The sequence below is a fragment of the Sphingomonas sp. HITSZ_GF genome, from assembly GCF_029543155.1.
Lineage (GTDB): Bacteria > Pseudomonadota > Alphaproteobacteria > Sphingomonadales > Sphingomonadaceae > Sphingomonas.
The window spans coordinates 127711-147318 of record NZ_JARQXA010000003.1; the positions used below are offsets into that span (position 1 = coordinate 127711).

Annotated in this window: 21 protein-coding genes; 12 read left to right on the forward strand and 9 right to left on the reverse strand. The window is 66.4% G+C overall.

Annotated features, from left to right (window positions below; translation table 11 throughout):
• Positions 1–3: 3 nt before the first annotated feature.
• Positions 4–918: a hypothetical protein gene (locus P6144_RS09605; protein ID WP_277767534.1), complete on the forward strand. Its 915-nt coding sequence runs from the start codon at positions 4–6 to the stop codon at positions 916–918.
• Here P6144_RS09605 and P6144_RS09610 read toward each other — a convergent pair.
• Positions 915–2243, reverse strand: coding sequence for an MFS transporter (locus tag P6144_RS09610; RefSeq protein WP_277767535.1), 1329 nt, complete (start codon positions 2241–2243; stop codon positions 915–917). The genes P6144_RS09605 and P6144_RS09610 overlap by 4 nt on opposite strands.
• Before the next feature lie 165 nt (positions 2244–2408).
• Here P6144_RS09610 and cyoA point away from each other — a divergent pair, with 165 nt between their 5' ends.
• The 6 genes from cyoA (at position 2409) to rplA (ending at position 7845) form a co-directional block, all read left to right on the forward strand.
• Complete coding sequence (gene cyoA / locus P6144_RS09615; RefSeq protein WP_277767536.1) at positions 2409–3461, forward strand: ubiquinol oxidase subunit II; 1053 nt, start codon at positions 2409–2411, stop codon at positions 3459–3461.
• A gap of 15 nt (positions 3462–3476) precedes the next feature.
• Positions 3477–5477: a cytochrome o ubiquinol oxidase subunit I gene (cyoB, locus tag P6144_RS09620; protein ID WP_277767537.1), complete on the forward strand. Its 2001-nt coding sequence runs from the start codon at positions 3477–3479 to the stop codon at positions 5475–5477.
• A gap of 1 nt (position 5478) precedes the next feature.
• The gene (gene cyoC / locus P6144_RS09625) at positions 5479–6114 is read left to right on the forward strand and encodes a cytochrome o ubiquinol oxidase subunit III (protein WP_277767538.1); all 636 of its coding nucleotides are present in this window, start codon (positions 5479–5481) and stop codon (positions 6112–6114) included.
• The gene (cyoD, locus tag P6144_RS09630; RefSeq protein WP_277767539.1) at positions 6111–6461 is read left to right on the forward strand and encodes a cytochrome o ubiquinol oxidase subunit IV; all 351 of its coding nucleotides are present in this window, start codon (positions 6111–6113) and stop codon (positions 6459–6461) included. The genes cyoC and cyoD overlap by 4 nt, the downstream gene beginning before the upstream one ends.
• 255 nt (positions 6462–6716) lie before the next feature.
• Positions 6717–7148 (forward strand): 50S ribosomal protein L11, encoded by a 432-nt coding sequence (rplK, locus tag P6144_RS09635; protein ID WP_086130254.1) that lies wholly within the window; start codon positions 6717–6719, stop codon positions 7146–7148.
• Positions 7149–7152: 4 nt separating this feature from the next.
• Positions 7153–7845 (forward strand): 50S ribosomal protein L1, encoded by a 693-nt coding sequence (gene rplA / locus P6144_RS09640; RefSeq protein ID WP_277767540.1) that lies wholly within the window; start codon positions 7153–7155, stop codon positions 7843–7845.
• A gap of 89 nt (positions 7846–7934) precedes the next feature.
• On the opposite strand, the gene P6144_RS09645 is transcribed toward rplA, so the two are convergent.
• The 3 genes from P6144_RS09645 to P6144_RS09655 form a co-directional block, all read right to left on the reverse strand.
• Positions 7935–8276 (reverse strand): UrcA family protein, encoded by a 342-nt coding sequence (locus P6144_RS09645; protein WP_277767541.1) that lies wholly within the window; start codon positions 8274–8276, stop codon positions 7935–7937.
• Positions 8277–8360: 84 nt separating this feature from the next.
• The gene (locus P6144_RS09650) at positions 8361–9440 is read right to left on the reverse strand and encodes a helix-turn-helix domain-containing protein (protein WP_277767542.1); all 1080 of its coding nucleotides are present in this window, start codon (positions 9438–9440) and stop codon (positions 8361–8363) included.
• Positions 9441–9444: 4 nt separating this feature from the next.
• Entirely contained in the window at positions 9445–9720 is a 276-nt protein-coding gene (locus P6144_RS09655) for a DUF4242 domain-containing protein (protein ID WP_277767543.1), read from the reverse strand.
• Between the two features lie 283 nt (positions 9721–10003).
• Here P6144_RS09655 and P6144_RS09660 point away from each other — a divergent pair, with 283 nt between their 5' ends.
• On the forward strand, positions 10004–10936 hold the full coding sequence (locus P6144_RS09660) for a helix-turn-helix domain-containing protein (protein ID WP_277767544.1): 933 nt from the start codon (positions 10004–10006) through the stop codon (positions 10934–10936).
• 57 nt (positions 10937–10993) lie between these two features.
• Here P6144_RS09660 and P6144_RS09665 read toward each other — a convergent pair whose 3' ends face one another.
• The 4 genes from P6144_RS09665 to P6144_RS09680 all read right to left on the reverse strand — a co-directional run bounded on the left by P6144_RS09665 (position 10994) and on the right by P6144_RS09680 (position 12856).
• Positions 10994–11458, reverse strand: a complete 465-nt coding sequence (locus P6144_RS09665) for a winged helix DNA-binding protein (RefSeq protein WP_277767545.1) — start codon at positions 11456–11458, stop codon at positions 10994–10996.
• 21 nt (positions 11459–11479) lie between these two features.
• The gene (locus P6144_RS09670) at positions 11480–11911 is read right to left on the reverse strand and encodes a hypothetical protein (RefSeq protein WP_277767546.1); all 432 of its coding nucleotides are present in this window, start codon (positions 11909–11911) and stop codon (positions 11480–11482) included.
• Positions 11912–11956: 45 nt separating this feature from the next.
• Complete coding sequence (locus P6144_RS09675) at positions 11957–12313, reverse strand: hypothetical protein (RefSeq protein WP_277767547.1); 357 nt, start codon at positions 12311–12313, stop codon at positions 11957–11959.
• A gap of 66 nt (positions 12314–12379) precedes the next feature.
• On the reverse strand, positions 12380–12856 hold the full coding sequence (locus P6144_RS09680) for a helix-turn-helix transcriptional regulator (RefSeq protein ID WP_277767548.1): 477 nt from the start codon (positions 12854–12856) through the stop codon (positions 12380–12382).
• 291 nt (positions 12857–13147) lie between these two features.
• Between P6144_RS09680 and P6144_RS09685 the strand changes: the two genes are divergently transcribed.
• From P6144_RS09685 to rplL, 3 genes are all read left to right on the forward strand, one after another.
• Positions 13148–14908 (forward strand): hypothetical protein, encoded by a 1761-nt coding sequence (locus P6144_RS09685; protein WP_277767549.1) that lies wholly within the window; start codon positions 13148–13150, stop codon positions 14906–14908.
• A gap of 285 nt (positions 14909–15193) precedes the next feature.
• On the forward strand, positions 15194–15709 hold the full coding sequence (rplJ, locus tag P6144_RS09690; protein ID WP_137864631.1) for a 50S ribosomal protein L10: 516 nt from the start codon (positions 15194–15196) through the stop codon (positions 15707–15709).
• Positions 15710–15763: 54 nt separating this feature from the next.
• Entirely contained in the window at positions 15764–16144 is a 381-nt protein-coding gene (rplL, locus tag P6144_RS09695) for a 50S ribosomal protein L7/L12 (RefSeq protein WP_277767550.1), read from the forward strand.
• A gap of 61 nt (positions 16145–16205) precedes the next feature.
• On the opposite strand, the gene P6144_RS09700 is transcribed toward rplL, so the two are convergent.
• The gene (locus P6144_RS09700; protein WP_277767551.1) at positions 16206–17369 is read right to left on the reverse strand and encodes a hypothetical protein; all 1164 of its coding nucleotides are present in this window, start codon (positions 17367–17369) and stop codon (positions 16206–16208) included.
• A gap of 124 nt (positions 17370–17493) precedes the next feature.
• On the opposite strand from P6144_RS09700, the gene P6144_RS09705 reads away from it, so the two are divergent.
• Positions 17494–19491, forward strand: a complete 1998-nt coding sequence (locus P6144_RS09705; protein WP_277767552.1) for an acyltransferase family protein — start codon at positions 17494–17496, stop codon at positions 19489–19491.
• Positions 19492–19608: the final 117 nt, after the last annotated feature.

Here is a 19608-nt window from a genome sequence, read left to right on the forward strand (position 1 = left end):
GCAATGAAGACTTTCCGTGAAATGATCGCGTTGGCCCTGGTCGCGACTACGGCATGCGCGCCGGCCGCCGCGCAGAACCAGCGCGCGCAAGCGCCCGTAGCCTCCCCTGCGCTGAACGACGAGTTCGACGGCGCGGCGCTTTCGTCCGAATGGACCTTTTTCCACGCCGCCTATGGCTGGCCCGACAAGATCAAGGCGATCGACGTCGGCAAGACGACAAAGGGTTCGCTGCATATCGAACCCTATGATTCCGCATGGGTTCGCGATCTCCAGGCCCCCTTCCTGTTCAAGACCGTGCAGGGCGATTTCGACATGCGCGCCCGCGTCCGGGCCAGGGGGCTGAACGGCGATATTCCCGGCGGTACTTGGTCGCTGGGCGGACTGATGGCGCGGGTGCCCAACAGCCTGACCGCCGACACCTGGGAGCCGCGCCGGGAGAACTGGCATTTCATCACGACCGGGGTGGGCTTCGATCGCGGCAAGCCGATGACCGAGACCAAGGGCACCTATAACAGCTATTCCTCGCTCAAGCTGCGGCCCTATCACAGCGGCTGGATGGAATTGCGCCTGGTCCGCGTCGGCATGACGCTGTTCGCGCTCGCGCGGCCGGACGAAAACAGCCCGTGGGAGCTGCGCGACCGCTTCTATCGCATGGAGAACTCCCCGGTCATGCAGGCCGGCCTGATCGCCTACACCAGCAGCGACGACCTGAAACCTGCGCCCGAAAATGCCGCCGTCACCAATCGCGAGGTGAACAAGGCCGCTGCGGTCGACATGGCGCTGGAAGTCGACTGGATCCGCTTCGCCCCGGCAAAACCGGCTCCCGTGCCCAGCTGGTACGCGCAGGTCAGCGGCGGCAATTCCCTCGCCAACCCGAACATCGCCGAAGCCGCAATACTCGCGGCGCTGGGGGATTAGCTCTCCTTCTTCCCCAGCTCGCGATTGATCCCCAGCGCCGCCAGCGTGCAGACCGCCCCGGAGAGCAGATAGGCACCCACCGCCAGCAGCCCGAACTGGCTCGCGAGGAACAGCGCGGCGACGGGCGCGAAGGCGGCGCCGATGAACCAGGAGGCGGTCGCCGTGGTGCCGGCGCCGGTGTAGCGGCGCTTGGCCGAGAAGCTGGAGTTCACCGCGCCCGAGCTCTGGCCGAAGGAAAGGCCGAGCAGGATGAAGCCGATGATCATGTACACCCATTCGCCGGTCGAGCCGGTGCCGAGTAGCTGCGGGGCGAAGCCGCTATAGGCGGCGATGAAGGCAGCCGAGACACCGAGCAGCGTACGCCGACCGATCCGGTCGGCAATGTAGCCGGAGGCGACCACTGCGAGCATGCCCACGGCGGCACCGACCAGCTCGATCATCAGGAAATGCGCGGCCGGCTCGCCCTTCAGCACCACCCAGGAGAGCGGGAACACCGTGACGAGGTGGAACAGCGCGAAGCTCGCCAACGGGGCGAAGGCGCCAAGGACGACGGTGCGTCCCTCTTCACGCAACAGCTCGGGCAACGGGGTCGGCTGGAGTTCCTGGGTTTCGTAGAGGCGTTCGAACTCGGGAGTGGAGATCAGGCGAAGACGGGCAAAAAGCGCGACAACGTTGATCACAAAGGCGACAAAGAAGGGATAGCGCCAGCCCCAGTCGAGGAAATCGGCCGGGCTGAGCGTGGTGAGCAGGAAAGCGAACACGGCGGAGGCCACGAACAGGCCGATCGGGGCGCCGAGCTGCGGGATCATCGCGTAGAAGCCGCGCTTCGAGGCGGGCGCGTTGAGCGAGAGCAGCGACGGCAACCCGTCCCAGGTACCGCCCTGGGCGAAGCCCTGGCCGAGGCGGAACAGCGCGAGCAGCGCCACCGCCACGCCACCCACCTGCGCATAGCCGGGCAGGAAGGCCATCGCCGCGGTGGAGCCGCCGAGCAGGAACATCGCGACGGTGAGCTTCACCCCGCGGCCATGCCGGCGATCGAGCCAGACGAAGAGCAGCGCGCCAAACGGCCGGGCGACAAAGGCTAGCGCGAAGATCGCGAACGAATAGAGCGTGCCGGTGAGCGCATCGACATAGGGGAAGATCACCGCCGGGAAGACAATGACCGAGGCAATCGCATAGACGAAGAAATCGAAGAACTCGGAAGCGCGTCCGATGATGACGCCTACGGCAATATCGGAAGGCCGGACTGCATGGCCTCGCGCATTTATCAGGCGGGCATCGCGTTCAAGGGTCGTGGAATTCGTCGTGCTCAGCGTGGTAACCATGCCCGTTCTTCCTCTCGGTCCCGCGCAACTATATACCCCGGATCGCGCGTGACGTATATGCATGCGCAACGGCGCATCTCGATGTTGGTTCATTAGCCTGAGGCCATTGGCGGCCCTTTGACTCCGGTCAAAGGCAGCCGAGCAAGGGAGCGATAGCTGGGGCGCATGCGGATACCAGGATCCAAGCAAACTCGCCGGGCGACACGCCTGTTCCCCCTAACCCTGCCGGCCCTGCTGGGCGGCTGCGACATGGTGGTGATGAACCCCACCGGCGACGTCGCGGTGCAGCAGCGCGACCTCATCCTGTTCTCGACAGGCGTGATGCTGCTGATCATCGTGCCGGTGCTGGCGCTGACCATTTGGTTCGCGTGGAAATACCGGCGCGGCAACCCGAACAAGACCTATGACCCCAATTTCGATCACTCGACCACGCTCGAGCTGATCATCTGGACCTGCCCGCTGCTGATCATCATCGCGCTGAGCGCGGTGACCTGGACGAGCACGCACCTGCTCGATCCCTTCCGCCCGCTCGAGCGCATCGCCCCGGGCAAGCCGATCCCGGCCGGCACCAAGCCGCTCGAGGTCCAGGCCGTGGGCATGGATTGGAAGTGGCTGTTCATCTATCCCGACCTGGGGATCGCCACGGTCAACGAGCTGGCGCTGCCGGTCGATCAGCCGGTGCATTTCTCGATCACCTCGACCGACCAGTTCAACACCTTCTTCGCCCCCACCCTGGCCGGCATGATCTACGCGATGCCGACGATGAAGTCCGAGCTGAACGCGGTGCTCAACAAGACCGGCGACAGCTGGGGCTATTCGGGCAACTATACCGGCCACGGCTATTCGGACATGCGCTTCAAGCTGCGCGGCGTGAGCAAGGCCGAGTTCGACCAATGGGTCGCGGGGGTGAAGGCGGGCGGCAAGCTCGACACCGCCGCCTATCTCGAGCTGGCCAAGCCGAGTGAGAAGGTCCCGGTGATGCGCTTCTCCACCGTGCAGCCCGAGCTGTTCGACAAGATCGTCAACCAGTGCGTCGCGCCCGGCACCCGCTGCATGGTCGATGTGATGCGCGACGACATGATGCGCGCGCGGATGAAGCCGCAGAAGGAGCCGCCGCCCGGCGAGCCCAAGCCGGCCGACCCGCACCACAAGGGCATGAACATGTCCGCCCTCGCTCCCTTCCGCACTCCCGGCGCGCCCCGCGCCGCCCAGGCCTGAGCCAACGGAACCGCCATGAACGAGAATCTGACAAAGACGGTGTTCGGACGCCTATCGCTGGAGTCCCTGCCCTTCCTGCACGAGCCGATCCTGCTCGGCACCTTCGCCGTCGTCGCGCTGCTGGGCCTGGGCCTGGTCGGCGTGGTGACCAAGTTCAAGCTGTGGGGCTATCTCTGGAACGAGTGGTTCACCAGCGTCGATCACAAGAAGATCGGCATCATGTACATCATCCTGGCGATCATCATGCTGCTGCGTGGTTTCGCCGATGCGCTGATGATGCGTGCGCAGCAGGCGATCGCCTTCGGCGGCAATCCCGGCTACCTGCCCCCAGAGCATTATGATCAGATCTTCACCGCGCACGGGACGATCATGATCTTCTTCGTCGCCATTCCGCTGGTCGTCGGCATCATCAACTTCGTGATGCCGCTGCAGATCGGCGCGCGCGACGTCGCCTTCCCGTTCCTCAACAACCTGAGCTTCTGGCTGACGGTCGCGGGCGCAGTGCTGACGATGATCTCGCTGTTCGTCGGCGAGTTCGCCCGCACCGGCTGGCTGAGCTACGCCCCGCTCGCCGGGCTGCAATACAGCCCCGATACCGGCGTCGATTATTATCTATGGTCCTTGCAGATAGCCGGCGTCGGCACGACGCTGTCGGCGATCAACATGGTCGCGACGATCGTGAAGATGCGCGCGCCGGGCATGACGATGATGAAGATGCCCGTCTTCTGCTGGACCGCGCTGTGCTCGAACGTGCTCGCCATCGCCATCTTCCCGGCGCTGACCGCGGCCTTCTTCCTGCTGCTGCTCGATCGCTATGCCGGCACGCACTTCTTCACCAACGAGCTCGGCGGCGCGCCGATGATGTACTGGAACATGGTGTGGATCTGGGGTCACCCCGAGGTCTATGTCCTCGTCCTCCCGGCCTTCGGCATCTATTCCGAGATCACCTCGACCTTCACCGGCAAGAAGCTGTTCGGCTACAGCTCGATGGTTTACGCCACCGTGGTCATCACCCTGCTCAGCTACCTGGTCTGGCTGCACCACTTCTTCACCATGGGCGCCGGGCCGACGGTCAACAGCTTCTTCGGCATCGCCACCATGGTGATCTCGATCCCGACGGGTGCGAAGATCTTCAACTGGCTGTTCACGATGTACCGCGGCAACATCCGCTTCGAGCTGCCGATGATGTGGGTCGTCGCCTTCATGCTGACCTTCACCGTGGGCGGCATGACCGGCGTGCTGCTCGCCATCCCGCCCGCCGACTTCGTGCTCCACAACTCGCTGTTCCTGGTGGCGCACTTCCACAACACGATCATCGGCGGCGTGGTGTTCGGCCTGTTCGCGGCAATGGTCTATTGGTTCCCCAAGGCCTTCGGCTTCAAGCTCGACGAGTTCTGGGGCAAGGTCGCCTTCTGGGGCTGGGTCATCGGCTACTGGATCGCCTGGACGCCGATCTACATCGTCGGCCTGATGGGCACCACGCGCCGTGTGAACCATTTCGACGACCCGAGCCTCCAGCCCTATTTCATCATCGCCGCGATCGGCGCGGTGATCATCCTGGTCGGCATCCTCGGCTTCGTGATGAGCATCCTGGTGGGCTGGCTGAAGCGCGACAAGCTGAAGGACCTGACCGGCGATCCCTGGGAAGGCCGCACGCTCGAATGGTCGACCAGCTCGCCGCCGCCCGCGTACAACTTCGCGTTCACGCCCGTCATCCACGATCTGGATGCCTGGTACGACATGAAGAGCCGCGGCTATCGGCGCCCGACCACCGGCTTCCAGTCGATCCACATGCCGAAGAACACCGGTGCGGGCGTGATCCTCTCGGCACTGGCGCTGGTGATGGGCTTCGCGATGGTGTGGTACATCTGGTGGCTCGCCGCGGTCAGCTTCATCGGCCTGTTCGTGGTGGCGATCGCCCACACCTTCAACTTCAAGCGCGACTATTACATTCCCGCCGAGGAAGTCGCCCAAATCGAGGACAAGCGCACGCAGCTGCTTGCGCAGGGGGCCTGACATGACCGACCACGCACTCGATCCCCAGGCCGATCCGACCTGGTACCTGACCGAAGAGGAAGCGCATCACGATCATTCGGGCTCCGGCCCGACGATCCTGGGCTTCTGGATCTACCTGATGAGCGACGCGCTCATCTTCGCCTCGCTCTTCGCGATGTTCGGGGTGGTGGCCAGCGCCTATGCCGGCGGCCCGGTCCCGCACGAGATTTTCGACCTCAAGCTCGTCGCGCTCAACACCGGGCTGCTGCTGGCCTCGTCGATCACCTTCGGCGAAGCGATGCCGCACATGGAGGCGGGCCGGGTCGGCCCTGTCCGCGCCTGGCTGGCGATCACCGGGCTCCTCGGCGCCGGCTTCATCGGGATCGAGCTCTACGAGTTCGCCCATCTGATCGCCGAGAATGCCGGACCGGACCGCAGCGCCTTCCTCTCGGCATTCTTCACCCTGGTCGGCACGCACGGCGCGCACGTCACGGTGGGCCTGATCTGGCTGGTCACCATGCTGGTCCAGCTCGGCCAGCATGGCCTGAACGCCGCGACCAGGCGCCGGCTGATCTGCCTGTCGATGTTCTGGCACTTCCTGGACATCATCTGGATCGGCGTCTTCACCTTCGTCTATCTCTATGGAGTGATCCGTTGAGCACCCCGCACGAAACCCCCGCCGGTCACGGCGGCAACAGCCACCGCATCGGCTCCGTCCTGGCGATCATCCTGACGGTGATCCCGTTCTGGCTGGTGATGAGCGGTCCCACACTCTCGCCGGTATGGACCGCGGCGATCATCTTCGCCTTCGCGATCGTCCAGATCATCGTCCATGTCGTGTTCTTCCTGCACCTCGACACAAGGTCCGAGGGCGGATGGACGCTACTGTCGTTCCTGTTCACGGCAGTGATCGTGATCCTGACGATCGGCGGCTCGATCTGGGTGATGTACCACCTCAACACCAACATGATGCCGATGCCCACCGACATGGGCGGCGGGCACTAGAGGGAGCCCGCCCTCATTGGGGGATCGGACATCTAGGCCCGTCCGGTCCCCCTACCCCTTTCCGATCGCGATCGCGATCCGAACGCCGGGAGCCCCGCACGGGCATTGCGTTCCCCGGGGATTTGCGCTAGGCGCGCGCCCTTCCAAAGCAACAGCTACGGAAATCCGCGGGAGGCCGTGTTCGCACGGCCGCTTAACCGCTCGACTTGATCAGGGGAACCAAGCCTCGCGTGGTTCCCTACGAAAGAGAGTGACATGGCAAAGAAGATTACCGGCTATATCAAGCTGCAGGTGCCGGCCGGCTCTGCAAACCCGTCGCCCCCGATCGGCCCGGCTCTGGGTCAGCGCGGCGTGAACATCATGGAATTCTGCAAGGCGTTCAACGCGCAGACCGGCGACGTGGAAAAGGGCACCCCGCTCCCCACCGTCATCACCGTCTATGCGGACCGTTCGTTCTCGTTCGAGACCAAGACGCCGCCGGCGACCTATCTGATCAAGAAGGCCGCGAACCTGAAGTCGGGCTCGAAGGAGCCGGGCAAGGTTTCCGCCGGAAAGATCGCGCGCTCGAAGCTGAGCGAGATCGCCCAGGTCAAGATGAAGGACCTGAACGCTAACGATATCGAGGCGGCCACCCGCATCATCGAGGGCTCGGCCCGCGCGATGGGCCTCCAGGTTGTGGAGGGCTAAGGACATGGCAAAGCTGACCAAGAAGCAGAAGGGCTGGACCGTCGACAGCGAGAAGCTGCACGGCATCGACGAGGCGATCGCTCTCGTGAAGTCGGGCGCCACCTCGAAGTTCGACGAGACCATCGAAGTCGCGCTGAACCTGGGCGTTGACCCGCGTCACGCCGACCAGATGGTCCGTGGCGTCGTCACGCTCCCGAAGGGCACCGGCAAGACCGTGCGCGTCGGCGTGTTCGCCAAGGGCGCGAAGGCCGATGAGGCCCGCGAGGCCGGTGCCGACGTCGTTGGCGCCGAGGACCTGCTCGAGATCGTCCAGGGCGGCAAGATCGAGTTCGATCGCTGCATCGCGACCCCGGACATGATGGGCCTGGTCGGCCGTCTCGGCAAGGTGCTGGGCCCGAAGGGCCTGATGCCGAACCCGAAGCTCGGCACCGTGACCATGAACGTCGCCGAGGCCGTCAAGGCCGCCAAGGGCGGTCAGGTCGAGTACCGCGTCGAGAAGGCCGGCATCATCCACTCGGGCATCGGCAAGGCGTCGTTCCCGGCGGAAGACCTGCGCGCGAACTTCGATGCGCTGGTCGACGCCGTGGTCAAGGCCAAGCCGTCGGGCGCCAAGGGCAAGTACCTGAAGAAGGTCGCGCTGAGCTCGACCATGGGCCAGGGCGTGAAGGTCGACGTCGCGGAAGTCGCGACCGTCTGATCCAGCGCCTGCGCTGAACAAAGAATTGGGCCGGGAGGGTTGCATTCCTCCCGGCCCTTTCTTTTGGCGAGGGATCGCCTGTCGCCGCCCTAGTGGGAGGCAACCCGGATGGCGCTGTCGCGCAGCTGGTTGCGGCGGGCGAGCTGGACCGCGCTGACGACGCGCGGCTGGGCTTCGCGTACTGCGCCATCGACGCAGCGCCGCGAGTACATGAACGGGATGATGTTGCTCGCCGTCGGCGTGCGACAGACGTAGCGCGCGGCGGCGAGGATGCGCCGGTCGAGTTCCTGCGCCCCGGTTTCGGTGGCAAGATTGAGATCGCGGAAGGTGACGACATGGCTGACCAGCGGAGGATCGTCATAGCTGGCCTGGCCGGCCGCGGGGGTCGCCAGGCCGACGGCCAGCGACGCAAACAAGGCAAAACGGTACATTACTCTACTCCATGATGGGCGCGCGATGGCGCGCAGGGGGGTGCGACCCGCCCTTGATCCGGTTCGAAGCGTGGAAACTGGGGCTCAGCAGTGGCCGACGAGCGCGTCCTCGACGACGAGGTGCAGCTCGGGCGGCGCATGGCCGCGCACGCTGATCGGCGCGAACTGCGACCGATACTGGCCCGGCGCCATGCCGGTGATCCGCTTGAACAGTGCCCGGAAGAAGCCGAGATCGAGATAGCCGACCGCCTCTGCGATCGTCGCGACCGATGCGTCCTCATGCTCGAGCATCGTCTTCGCCGCCTCGATCCGCAGCGCCTGGACATAGGCGGCCGGCAATCGCCCGGTGGCCGATTTGAAGCGTCGCACGAAGGTGCGCGCGCCCATGTGCACGCGATCGGCGAGCTGCTGGATCGACACGTCCTTGCGGAAATTCTCCTGCAGCCAGGCCTCGATCGCGCGGATCTGGGGATCGTCGTGCGCGCGCGATACCGGCAGCACCGCATAGCCCGACTGCATCAGCCGGGGCATCGGCAGCAGCAGCGCCTTGGCGGTCTGTACCGCGATATCGTGCCCGCAGAACTTCTCGACGAGATAGAGGCTGATGTCGATCGAGGCCCCCACCCCGCCGCTGCACAGGATGCGCTGGTCCTCGGTCATGAACAGCTCGGGATGCCAGCGCACCTTCGGGAAGCGCGTCGCCATGTCGCCGCATGCCGCCCAGTGCGTCGTCGCCAGGCGCCCGTCGAGCAGGCCCGCGGCGGCGAGATAGGCAGCCCCCATGCACACGCCGACGATATAGGCGCCCGCGGCATGCTGGCGCCGCAGCCAGGGCAGCAGCGCGCTGTTCTCGACCAGCTTGAGATCGAGATCGAGGCCCGAGGTGGGCACGATCACGATGTCGCTATGCTCGACACGCTCGACGGCATCCTGCGGCATCATCGCGAAGCCATAGGGCGTGCGCACCGGCGCGCCCTGCAGCGATACGGTGCGCACGCGGAAGGCCGGATGCGCCGGCTCGTCGTGCAGCGCGTTCCACAGGCTGCCGGCGGAATGGAAAATCTCGGTGGGCATCACCGCAGTCGACGACAGGCCGTCGTCGAGCATCACGATGGTCACATCGAGTACGCGGCGCCCCTCGGGCGCGTTACTGAGATCGTTCATCGCCTCAGCCGCTCGCCGTCTCGGGGCCGATCACGGCCTGCACTTCGTAGATGTTGGTGACGGGGAAGCCCGAGAGCCCGGCATGCTCGCGGATCGCGTCCTCGCTCTCAGCGAGATAGCTGCAAAAGGTGCCGTCCGCGACGACGAACGACTGAAGCCAGCGCGCACGGCCGGCAAGCTTGTCGAGCGCATCGTTCGAAACAACTGCGGCATCGCGCAACTGCTCTTGGCTGTAGGTGCCGATTCCGGGAATTCTTCTTTCGATGAGATAATGCTTCATGACAACAACCCCTCAAATGTTGCCACGATCAATTCGCACCGCATCGGCCGCATCGATAGATGGCAATACTGACAAGTTGCGGGGGCAAAAGCTATGCCATCCCCTATGAAGTAGAAATTATCCATCTATTGGTATCACTTGAGACATAACGCGGATGATCGATGCAGTAATAACGAGTCATCACTATATAATTCCGTCCGGTTATGGTCTTGGACTGTCCGTTTCCGAACAGTTGGACTCAGCGATACTTTGACGAATTTTGTGGCCGCGCTAGGAAGGCCGGATGCACGCGCCACTGCGATTCTCGACCGACAGCCTTCCGGCGCGCACGCGCACCGAAGCATGGCGCGCGCTCTATGGCCGCGAGATCCTCAATGTCGCGCTCGATCCGGTCGGCGAGCAGCCCTTTGCCTGCCGGTTCAGCGCGCATGCCGCCGGGCGCGTCGCCTTTGTGCGCGGGGAGACCTCTGGCGCGGTATTCGCCAAGACGCCCGATCTGGCTGGCGGCGACGAGCTGCTGCTGATCGTCCATGGCAGGCGGCACGGCGCGGTCGAGCAATGCGGGCGCCGGGCGGAGCTGGCACCGGGCGACGCGGCACTGCTGCACAGCGCCGAGCTTGGCCGCTCGATCCATCCGCACGGCGTCGACTTCCTCAACATCCGCCTGCCCGGCGCCGAGCTGGCCGAGCGGCTGCCCGGCGTGCACGACCGGCTCGCCCGCACGCTGCCCGCGCTAACGCCGGCGCTGATGCTGCTGGCACGCTATACCAGGCTGGTGGAGCAATTGCCGCCCAGCGAGGGCCTGGGCAATGCCGTGGCCGACCATATCTGCGACCTGGCGGTGCTCGCGCTCGGTGCATTGCCCGATCCGGAAACGCGCGCATCGGCGGGTGCCGCGCGGCTGGCACTGGTGCAGGCCGATATCCGCCGCAACGCCTGGCGGCCCGAGCTATCGATCGGCTGGGCCGCCGCGCGCCAAGGCATCTCGGCGGTCTATCTGCGCAAGCTGTTCGCCGCGGCCGGCACCAGCTTTGCCGATTTCGTACTGGCGGTGCGGCTCGACCAGGCACGCGCACGGCTCGCCGACCCCGCCTGGTCGCATCGCACGATCGCCACCATCGCCTTCGAAATCGGCTTCGGCGATATCTCCTATTTCAACCGCTGCTTCCGCCGCCGCTTTGGCATGACGCCTTCGGAATCGCGGGCGCTGGGCTGATCCGAAAGGAGCCGGGAGCATCGCCCCCGGCCCCTTCCTCCCCCTCTTCCTTCCGATTCAGATCGCCGGATCCCCCGGAAGTGCCGTGTCCGCCTTCCACACGCTGCGCACGCGCCGCGCCCAGTCGTCGACCCGGCGGATCGCTTCTTCGGTGAGCGTGACGATGCCCGCGCGATTGTCCATCGGGTTGGGCGTGCGCACCACCAGCCCGGCATTCTCGAGCAGGGCGAGGTGGCGGATTGCGGTCGTCTGCGGCGCGCCGCTGCCGATACAGGCACTGCTCACCGATACCGGGCGCCCCTTGGAGGCCGCCAGGTAGAGATCGAGCAATATGTCCCAGGTCGGTTCGCGGAACTGGCTGGCGATCGGCCCGAAGGCATCGTCGCGCAGGCGGCGGGCCCGGTAGAAGCTCTCCACCAGATCGGTGGCGGTGCCGGTGAAGGCGGCGCCCCCTGGAGCCGCGCGCGACGGGATTACCGGCCGCTCGCGGAGGCGGTACAGCGCATTGTCGGCTTCAGCCATGGCGGGTCTCCCCGTCGGGCGTCAGGACCAGGCCGGATCCGCTCCGTAGCGCTTCAGCCGCTGCCGGTGTCGCACCGCGCCGATCGCGATCAGCAAGGGGCTCGGATAGCTCCATGCCGCGTTGGCGATCGCATAGGACCAGGGCGGCAGCGTGGGCGACAGGATCAGCAGATGCGTGATCACGGTGTTGAACTTCACGGCGGCCAGCCACATCGTCCAGTAGCGCTGCGCCTTGAGCGCGAGCGCGGTCATCGACAGGAACAGGCAGGAATCGACTGCCAGCATGCCCAGTTCGAGTTGATAGAAGCGATGCGATCCCATGGAAGGCACCGCGAACGAGGCTCCCACCGCCGCGGCAAGTATCCCGACGGCAGCGCGCTCGGGCTTGCCGCCGCGCGCGAGCGCATAGAGGCAGCAAGTCACCAACAGGCTGAGGTAGAAGATCTTGTTCATGCGACATGATCGCACCAGTGAATTGGAGCCAAGTCAACGCCTCCTTCATGCTGCGACAGCAACAACAGGCGTGACGAGGGCCGGTGCTTCGACGGCATTGCCGTGCGGCGGCGTATCGTAGATGTCGCCTTCGCCGATCACCTGGTGGCGGATGCCGGCCATGCGCAGCTCGCCATGCGCCTTCTTGATGTCGGAAAGCGCGCCGAACACCTTGGCGGTGGCGTCGCCGACAAAGTCGACCGCGGCCTGCGCCTCGAGCGGATGGAAAGTGCCGTCGGCACGCGCCGTGAGCACGGCAGTGCCCATCGCGAGAACCTTGAGCGCGGCTTGATTCATCGCGAGTTCCGCCGGCTGGAGCGAGCGGGCAATGCGGAGCGAAGCGATCTTCTTGGCAGAAGGCATGGGTCCTCCTTCGCGCAGCAAGGGCTGCGACGTGGTTCAAAGTTGGTTTTCGAAAGAGGCGAAAGGTTAGCTGGTAATGCGCCAGAGCGCGCCCAGCCCGTTGAGGAAATTGGCCACCGCGATCAGCATGAGCAGCGCGAGGCCGATGATCCACATCAGGCGGTTGAGCGGGTCCAGATCATTGATTTGCTTCCCTTGCCTCAGAAACGGGACCCGAAAACGGGGACCGGCTTCAGACCGTTTCGGTGGCAATGGAACTCCCGAAAGCACCGTTTCGGCAAGGTCTGGCGGATCGGCCCCCAAATTTTGGGGGGGCAGCGGCGCAGCATGCGGAGAGAGCGCCTCGTGCGAGGCAAGGACGCGCGCGGCCTCGCGCCGGCCGGAAGCGCCGAGCGTGCGCACCGCTTCCTTGAGATAGCCGTCGACAGTGAGCGGCGAGAGACCAAGGGCGAGCGCAATTTCCTTGGACGACATGCCGCGTCCCACAAGGCGCAGGCAGTCGCGCTCCCGCGCGGTCAACTGCTCGATTGTCCCGGTCACCATTGTCGACCGCTTTTAGCTATAGCCGACGCGAATCCAACCGAGTTGGTGCAGGTTGCCGCCGCATTTCCCCGCGGTCGGCGATCAGAAAAATCGATCAACAACAAAGGAAAGGGCAGGCGGAAGGGCGATCCCCTCCCCCGCTGCGTGGTGCGCGATGCCGGACCTGGCCGAGCCCGCATGCCGTCCGCTTCCTTCCCCCCGTTATCGCGCGCATAGTAGCGCATAGAGAAATAAGGGGGAGAGGCGATTATGCGGAATTTGCGCGCGATTTTGGCACTTGTTCTGATTGCCTTGCCGAGCGTTGCTGATGCGCAGGACGCCACCCCCGCCCCGGACTCGGCGATCGTCGTGCAGGGGCTGCGCGACAAGCCGAGCAACTGGCGCCAGGCCGAGACCGATCATGTCGTGGTGATCAGCGACGGCAGCGAGAAGGACCTCGCCCGGATCGCCCACAATCTCGAACGGCTGCATTTCCTGCTCTCGGTGCTGCTCAACCGAGTCGACCGGCCCGACCAGACGCTGAAACTGCGCGTCACGCTCGTGGGAGACGGCGCCGAGTTCGACGCGATGGACTTGCGGAACCTGCGCTACTCCCCTGGCCCCTACGCCCGAGCCTTCCCCGTGCCGGCCTATTACGACCCGCGCGAGGACGGCGCGGTGTTCGCCGCGAGTCGCTTCGATCAGAAGGCGATGCTCGAACCGGGTCAGTCGCTGGCCAACATCCTCCCCGATCTGGTGCGCGCGACGACGCCTGCCGCGGACCCCGGCGCCGGCGCACCGGGCGAAAATCCCGGCACGGCCGCTGCGCTTTCCGCCAGCTATGCCGGCTCGCTCGCCCGCTTCGGCCGCGACGACCCGATGGCGCTTTCGGTCAACGAACTGACCGTGCCGCTGTCGGCGGAGGGACGAATCTATGCCGGCTATGCCCGGCACTTCCTGGTCACCTATTTCCCCCACGCCTATCCGCGCTGGTATGTCGATGGCTTTGGCGAGATCTTCGCAACGCTGGCGATCGAGGGCGATACGAAGATCGAATATGGCCGCGCACCCGAAGGCTATCGCAAGATACTCGATAAATATGCGCGCACCCCGATCGCCGATGTCCTCACCGGCCGCACCCTGCGCGACCGCAAGGCAGGCGAACGCTGGACGCCGTTCCACGCCTGGGCGCTCACCCACATGCTGTTCTTCTCGAACGAGCGAAAGGGCCAGCTCCACGCCTATCTCGCCACGATCGCGGCTGGCGGATCGATGGAGCAAGCAGCGGCAGCCTTTGGCGATCTTGCCAGGCTGCAGAGCGAGCTGACTGCCTATGACCGCGGCAAGATGCCCTATGAGCAGATGTCCTATCCCGCCGACCGCGCCGGCGAGCCGATCGTGCGGCGGCTGAGCGAAGGCGAGGCAGCGTTCGTCAAGGGCCGGCTGGAGCTGGGTGCCCGCATCGCAGTGCCGCCGGCCAGCGACGGCGCGAAGCTGGAAAAGCTGCGCCGCGAGGCCATCGCCCGCCGCGACACCTGGCTGAAGGACCTGCGCCGCGATGCCGCGCGCTATCCGGCAAACCTCGATGCCCAGCTGCTGCTCGCCGAAGCGGAATGCCGCATCGGCAACGGCGATGCCTGCGCGGCGGCGGCATCCAGGGCACTCGCGATCGCACCGGGCAACAGTGACGCACTCGCCTGGCAGGGCAGTGCCCAGATCGCAGTCGCGCTTGCCGCACCGGCAGGCCAGCGCATTGCGAAGCTCAAGGCCGCCCGCGCGACGATCGCCCGCGCCAATCGCGCCAATAGCGAAAGCCCGCTGCCGCTGCTCACTTATTATCGCAGCTTCGCCGATGCGGGTGAGCCGGTGCCGGACGTGGCGATCGAAGGACTGATGAAGGCGCGCGATCTCGTGCCCGCCGCCCCTGCCCCGAAGCTGATGCTGGGCGAGGCGCTGGCCGGGCGTGGCAGCGCCGAAGCCGCCCGCCAGGCACTGATCCCCGTCGCGAATGGCGCCTATGATTCGCCCGAGGCGGCGGAGGCACGCCTGGTGATCGCTGCGCTGCCCAGATAGGAAGGGCTGCCGGGGGCGCGCCGCCCCGGCGCTCGGTTGACTTATCCACAAGAGTCGCTATTGGCGCGCCTTCCTCCTTCGGGAGGAGACCGTCCGAGACAGCGAGTGCAGGGAATATGCCCTGCTTGATTTCTCGCCTAGACGGGGACAGATTTTTACCGGCGGCTCCGTACGCGGAGCGCTCGGGTCATGCCCAGGGATAACCGGGCACGACGATCCTTCCCCTCGGACATTTTGTAACCGGGCATTTCCCGCAAGGGAGACGCTCATAACGAGGAGACCGGCATGGATCGTTCCCAGAAGGCTGACGCCGTTGCCGAGCTGAACCGCACCTTTGGCGAGGTTGGCGTGGTGGTTATCACCCGCAACCTCGGGATGACCGTCAAGCAGTCGACGGACCTCCGTAACAAGATGCGTGAGGCCGGCGCGAGCTACAAGGTCTCGAAGAACAAGCTTGCCAAGATCGCTGCCGACGGCACCGATTACGCGGCGATCGCCGACCTGCTGACGGGTCCGACTGCGCTCGCCACTTCGATCGACCCCGTGGCTGCGGCCAAGGTGGCGGTCGATTTCGCCAAGACGACCGACAAGCTCGAGATCGTCGGCGGCGCAATGGGCAAGCAGGTGCTCGACCAGGAAGGCATCAAGGCGCTCGCCTCGCTGCCGTCGCTGGACGAACTGCGTGGCAAGCTCGTGGGCCTCATCGCCGCTCCGGCGACCAAGCTCGCGACCGTCACTCAGGCACCGGCCGCGCAGCTCGCGCGCGTTTTCGGCGCCTATGCTGCCAAGGACGCCGCATAAGCGGTTCTTGCAAGACTTTTTATCCCGAAACATCTGATTTGATTGGAGTTTATCATGGCTGACCTTAACGCGCTTGTTGACCAGCTTTCGGAGCTGACCGTTCTCGAGGCCGCTGAGCTCTCGAAGCTTCTCGAAGAGAAGTGGGGCGTCTCGGCCGCCGCTGCCGTCGCCGTTGCCGCGCCGGGTGGCGCCGGTGGCGCGGCTGCTCCGGCTGCCGAAGAGAAGACCGAGTTCGACGTGATCCTCACCGGCGACGGTGGCAAGAAGATCAACGTCATCAAGGAAGTCCGCGCCATCACCGGCCTGGGCCTGACCGAAGCCAAGACCCTGGTCGAGTCGGCTCCGAAGGCCGTCAAGGAAGGCGTCAACAAGGACGAGGCCGAGAAGATCAAGAAGCAGCTCGAGGAAGCCGGCGCGACCGTCGAGCTCAAGTAAGCTTCTCAGCTACTCAGCGAAAAGATCAGGGCGGCCCGGCAACGGGTCGCCCTTTTCTTTGTCAGGCGGCGACTGCGGCCTTGGCGAAATACCGATGCGCGCCCAGCGGCCCGGTGGGTGCCGGCCGATCGAGCCAGAGCGGGCCGAGCTTGTCGCCCTGCCCCGCCGTGCCCAGCATGAAGTCCGCACCGAAGCGGCGGACGCTGAGCCCCCCGCGCCAGCGCAGGTCGATCAGCACGATCGGCACGAACATCGGCCGGCCGCCGAGCTGCACCACCTGGATGCCCGAATGCGGAATGGCGAGGCGCACCGGCATGCGCGCGCCGGCGCCCGGCGCCAGATCGAAGGGCGCGCCCCCCGGCTCGCCCGGCGGGCCGCCATGGAAGCCGGCGATCACCGCATCCTGCTGCGCATGCGCGCTCATCGCTGCGAAGGCGACGCGGATATTCTCGGCAGACGCGCCGGACGCGTTGCCGACCAGCAGCTCGAACTCGAGCAGCACTTCCTGCTCGCCATAGACCACCCGGCGCGGGTTGAGCACCAGCTCGAAGGGTTCCCCGGGCTGCGCGACCTGCACCGGAGCAGGCTCCGGCTTCGAAGGCGGCGCGAGGCCGGGCGGTGGCTGCACCCGTAGGGGAGGCGGCGGTGCGGCGACGGGCTCGGGCGCCACGGCCTCTTCCTCGTCGTCGTCCCGGCGGCGGCGGAGCAGCAGCCAGGCGCCTATGCCGAGCAACGCAGTACCCCCCGCCCCGGCTGCGACCCAGATCCAGGGTGGCGTGGCGTCTTGCGGCTCGGCGCGCGGTGCTGCCGTCGCCACGGGCTGTGGCGCCGCGCTCGCGAGCGGCGTTGGCGTGGCGAGCGGTGCGGAGGTGGGGGAAGCCTGTGGTGTCGGCACGACCGCGACCGGCGCAGCCTCGCGCGGGGAGGAAGTCGCGCGGGCTACCGGCGCCTGGCGCTGCGTCGCCGGCGCGGCGGCGCTGGGCGTCGGACTCGGCGTTGGGGTTGAGGTTGGCACGGGTGCGGGGGTCGGCGTGGCGGCGGGGGCGATGCTGAACCGCTCGGGGATCACGCCCTGCAGTTGCTGCGGGGCACGCGGCGTCGGCGTGATGATCGGCGCGGCGCTCGGGCTCGGCGTCGGCGTGTCCTGGGCATGGACGACCGGCGCGGCGAGCGTCGCCGCGGCAAGGCCGCATAGCCAGCCGGTCCTGAGCCTCCCAGCGTTCACACCCGATTCCTGGCCTTCCGAACCTGAACAATGGCTGCACACCCCGTCCGTTTCGCCGCATGCCGAGGGCGGATTGTCGGCACCCGCACCGTCGCCTAGAGGCCGGTGGAAGAGGGAGACATTGGTGGCAGGCGAGCGAACGGGGCAGTCCCCCGGCTACATTCCGGCGATCGACGGGCTGCGGGCGATCGCCGTCCTGTCCGTGATCCTCTTCCACCTCTGGCCCGGCGCGCTGCCCGGCGGCTTCACCGGGGTGGACATCTTCTTCGTCATCTCGGGCTATGTCGTCACCGGATCGCTGATCGGGCGGGAGTTCGCCAGCCTGGGGCAGCTCGCCGCCTATTTCTACGCCCGCCGGCTGATGCGGATCATGCCGGCGCTGGTGGCGATGTTGCTCGTAACCCTGCTCGCCGCCCAGCTCTTCATCCCCGATGCCTGGCTGAGCAACAGCCTGGCCCAGGTCGGCCGTTTCGCCTTTTTCGGGCTGAGCAACGTCGTGCTGGCCACCGATACCGACAGCTATTTCGGCCCGCAGGCGGCGTACAACCCCTTCACCCACACATGGTCGCTGGGCGTCGAGGAGCAGTTCTACCTCTTCTTCCCCTTCCTCCTCTGGTGGCACCACAAACTCCAGGCGGGGGCGAAGGCGGTGCGGCTGGTGGCGATCCTTTCGGCCGGTTCGCTGCTGCTCTGCGCGGTGCTGGGCGTGTTCGCGCAGAAATTCGCCTTCTACCTGATCTTCCCGCGCTTCTGGGAGCTGGGCGCCGGCATGCTGCTGTGCCTGACCCGCGAGCGCTGGCAGCCCTGGGCGGCGGGCAAGGCCTGGCTGGCGCCCGCAGGCCTGGTGCTGATCGCGGCAGGCTTCGTGCTGCCCGAGGGGCCGCTCTTCCCCTTCCCCGGCGCGCTGCTGCCAGTGGCGGGCACCGCACTGCTGATCGCGTCGATCCTGGGCGGCACCGCGCCGCGCGCACTGGGAAGCCGGCCGATGGTCGCGGTGGGGCTGCTCTCCTATTCGCTCTATCTGTGGCACTGGCCGGTGTTCGTGCTGTTCCGCTGGACGGCCGGGCTGCACACGCTGAAGCTCCAGCTCGCCGCATTGGTGATCGCAGTGGCGCTGGCAATCTTCTCCTATTTCCTCGTCGAGAAGCCGCTGCGCTTCGGCTTCAAGCGCTGGCCGCGCGGCCGGGTGGTCGCCATGGCCCTGACTGGCGTGCTGGTGGCAGCACTCGGCGGCCAGGCGCTGATCGCCGCGCACGACCGGATCACGCTCAGCATCACCCGCGATCGCTTCGCCTGGTATGCCGAGCCCGGCCGGGCGCTCCCCCTCGAGCTGACCGGCTGCACCCCGACCATGGCCGAGGAGCGGCTGGAGCGCGGCAAGGTTACCGTCTGGAGCCCGCGCTGCGCCCGGCCCGGCGGCTTCACCCTGTTCGTACCAGCGGACTCGCACGGCCTGGCCTATGCCCCGGCCCTGCAGCGGCTGGTGGCGGAGGCCGGCGCCACCGTGCGGCTCTACTTCCGCGCCGGCTGCCCCTATTTCAAGCTGATCGAAAGCCACGCCTCCCGACCGCGCTGCGCCGGCTGGTATCGGGCCGTCGAGCAGGAAGTCTCCCGCCGCTCCCGCCCCGGCGACGTCGTGTTCCTGCCCGGGCTGCGTGTCACCCGCCTCGCCAACCAGTTCGACAATGACCGCGACCTGATCGGGCCGCATGACGACGCGGTGAGCCAGGCGAACTTCACCGAGGCGCAGGGCATCGCTTCGCGACTGGCCGCCGGGGGCGCCCGGCTGGTGCTGGAAGCGCCCAAGCCGGTATTCCCCAGCCCCACCTTCCGCTGCGCCGACTGGTTCAACCGGACCAACCCGATCTGCCACGGGCTGACCATTCCCCGGGAGCAGATGCTCGGGCGCCGCCGGCACGTGATGCGGGCGATGAGCGGCCTCGTCGCCAGCCAGAAGGCGATGATCCTGTGGGACCCGCTGCCGATCCTCTGCCCCGGCCAGGTCTGCGAGGCGGTGCCCGGCGGCCAGCCGCTGTTCTTCGACGGCGACCATCCGAGCGGGCTCGGCAACGACCGGATCTACGCCGATCTCAAGCGGACGATTCTGGGCGTGCGCCCCTGAAAATTCCTCCCCGGAACGGGGAGGGGGACCACGACGCGCAGCGGCGTGGTGGAGGGGGCCCGCCCTCCATCAACGGCAATCCATCGGGAGAGCGGGCCCCCTCCACCATCGCTTCGC

Coding starts and splice junctions, on each gene's coding strand:
- P6144_RS09605 (WP_277767534.1), top strand. CDS start 4: ATGAAGACTTTCCGTGAAATGATCGCGTTGGCCCTGGTCGCGACTACG.
- P6144_RS09610 (WP_277767535.1), bottom strand. CDS start 2,243: ATGGTTACCACGCTGAGCACGACGAATTCCACGACCCTTGAACGCGAT.
- cyoA (WP_277767536.1), top strand. CDS start 2,409: ATGCGGATACCAGGATCCAAGCAAACTCGCCGGGCGACACGCCTGTTC.
- cyoB (WP_277767537.1), top strand. CDS start 3,477: ATGAACGAGAATCTGACAAAGACGGTGTTCGGACGCCTATCGCTGGAG.
- cyoC (WP_277767538.1), top strand. CDS start 5,479: ATGACCGACCACGCACTCGATCCCCAGGCCGATCCGACCTGGTACCTG.
- rplK (WP_086130254.1), top strand. CDS start 6,717: ATGGCAAAGAAGATTACCGGCTATATCAAGCTGCAGGTGCCGGCCGGC.
- rplA (WP_277767540.1), top strand. CDS start 7,153: ATGGCAAAGCTGACCAAGAAGCAGAAGGGCTGGACCGTCGACAGCGAG.
- P6144_RS09645 (WP_277767541.1), bottom strand. CDS start 8,276: ATGTACCGTTTTGCCTTGTTTGCGTCGCTGGCCGTCGGCCTGGCGACC.
- P6144_RS09650 (WP_277767542.1), bottom strand. CDS start 9,440: ATGAACGATCTCAGTAACGCGCCCGAGGGGCGCCGCGTACTCGATGTG.
- P6144_RS09655 (WP_277767543.1), bottom strand. CDS start 9,720: ATGAAGCATTATCTCATCGAAAGAAGAATTCCCGGAATCGGCACCTAC.
- P6144_RS09660 (WP_277767544.1), top strand. CDS start 10,004: ATGCACGCGCCACTGCGATTCTCGACCGACAGCCTTCCGGCGCGCACG.
- P6144_RS09665 (WP_277767545.1), bottom strand. CDS start 11,458: ATGGCTGAAGCCGACAATGCGCTGTACCGCCTCCGCGAGCGGCCGGTA.
- P6144_RS09670 (WP_277767546.1), bottom strand. CDS start 11,911: ATGAACAAGATCTTCTACCTCAGCCTGTTGGTGACTTGCTGCCTCTAT.
- P6144_RS09675 (WP_277767547.1), bottom strand. CDS start 12,313: ATGCCTTCTGCCAAGAAGATCGCTTCGCTCCGCATTGCCCGCTCGCTC.
- P6144_RS09680 (WP_277767548.1), bottom strand. CDS start 12,856: ATGGTGACCGGGACAATCGAGCAGTTGACCGCGCGGGAGCGCGACTGC.
- rplJ (WP_137864631.1), top strand. CDS start 15,194: ATGGATCGTTCCCAGAAGGCTGACGCCGTTGCCGAGCTGAACCGCACC.
- rplL (WP_277767550.1), top strand. CDS start 15,764: ATGGCTGACCTTAACGCGCTTGTTGACCAGCTTTCGGAGCTGACCGTT.